The organism is Frankia tisae, from assembly GCF_025403405.1.
GTDB lineage: Bacteria > Actinomycetota > Actinomycetes > Frankiales > Frankiaceae > Frankia > Frankia tisai.
This window is the reverse complement of record NZ_JANEZT010000649.1, coordinates 1-1758: the sequence shown is the minus strand read 5'-3', so window position 1 is coordinate 1758 and position 1758 is coordinate 1. Positions and strand designations below refer to the sequence as shown.

The following is a 1758-nucleotide window of genomic DNA, read 5'->3' as shown; positions in this document are numbered from 1 at the left end:
GTTCCAGGCGGGGACCGGCGGGGCGGGGCGGCGGTGGCGGCTGCTCTCGCGGGCCATCGTGAACGAACCGGACTCGGTGACGCCGCCCATGGCCGCGAAAATGACCACCGCCAGCACCGAGAAGGCGATCACGCAGACGATCGGGGCGAGGGAGATCGGATCGGTGCCCACCACCTCCTGCTCGCCGGCCCCGGCCTGAACCTGGGTGGCGGCCATCGCCGTGTAGTGCATACCGCTGACCGCCGCCGCCATGACCAGGGAGGCGGCGACCACGTGCCGGCCGGTGCGTACCCGGAACGCGATCCACAGCGCCGCGAGTGCCGCGGCCACCGCGATGAGTACGGACAACACGACGATTCCGCGCCGGTACGTCACGGTCCCACCGACGTGCATCGCGGCCATGCCGGTGTAATGCATCGCGGCAATCCCCAGGCCGGAGACCACGCCGCTGAGCGCGAGCCATCCGATGCTCCGTTGATGGCTCGCCACGAGGGTGAGTCCCAGCGCCGAGACCGCCACGGCGATCAGCAGCGAGACCCCGGTCAGCGGCAGGCCGTACCGCAGGTCAAGGCCGTCGACATGATAGCCGATCATCCCGATGAAATGCATGGACCAGATCGCGCCGCCGCCGAGAGAGAGCGCGGCTGCGAGAGTCCAGCGGATCCGGGCCGTGCCCTGCGACAGGGGGATCCTGATCGCGCTCACCAGCGCAGCGAAGGATCCCACCACGGCAAGCCCGATGGACACCACGACGAACAGAACGTCCTGGCTCGCATGCTGATGAACGACCTGCGCGACGATCACGTGTTCCCCCTCGAATCGACCGGAGATCACCACATTTAGCATGTGTCTCATCGAAAGCCAAAATTATTCCGAAAGCAACCGACACGTCACACACATCGCTTCGAGGCCGAAAGCCGGACTATGCGGATCTATCGGGCATGGCCGAAACGGGTCCCCCCAGGGTGACGAAGGCTGTCGCACCGCACTGTCTCCAGCGGCATCGGGATGCGCGACCGCATCATCCGGGGCCACGAAGCTGCAGAGAAAATCCGCCACCTGCCCGCCTCCCCGGGTCGGGGACCGCCCTCGGCGGTGGGTCCGGCCCCGGTCACCCCACGACCGGCCGGACAACAGCCGGATACGCAACCGACATCAGGGTTGGCCACCAAGCAAGAAACTCCCCCTGCCGGCTCGGCGCCCGGGTTCCACCGGCGACCCTCGACGGGGCGTGCATTTCCGCGAACCCGCAGCCCCCGCGATCCGAGCGACCAGAAAACGGCACCCTACGCCGAGCCAGCCCCTTTCCCTCGACCACACCCGGATCACAAAGAGCCGTGTCCATGCCTTGACAAGGACCCGATAGCATCCGATCCTCGCGCGCCAGCTGGAACTCTCTACGAGGAGACCACGCTTTCATTTTGCGGGACAACGCCCTCCCAATGGTGCGCGTGTATGGTTCAGGTAGTCGGTTTATCTTCTCGTGCGGCTCCCACCGCCTCCGCAGGTGGGTGGCGGTGGGCGGCGACGAGCGATGCCGGTACATAACCCCGCCGTTCACGGCGTCGGTAAAGAACTCTGGCGGCGATGCCCGACGCCTCGCCACCGCACGACGTCGACCGGCGGGAATGCGGCCCGAAGGCGCACCTGGCGCACCGGTCCGCGCCCATTTCCGTCCCGGCGGCCGTGGTCACACGTATCGGTCGGCGACGTACCAAGCGACCGATCGACGACGGCGCCGACCGAGCCCACCCCCGG

Annotated in this window: 1 protein-coding gene; it reads right to left on the bottom strand. The window is 67.7% G+C overall.

Annotated features, from left to right (window positions below; genetic code table 11):
• The coding region (locus NBZ85_RS30825; RefSeq protein WP_261563391.1) for an MHYT domain-containing protein at positions 1-846 on the bottom strand (846 nt) is incomplete at its 3' end.
• Between the last annotated feature and the right edge of the window lie 912 nt (positions 847-1758).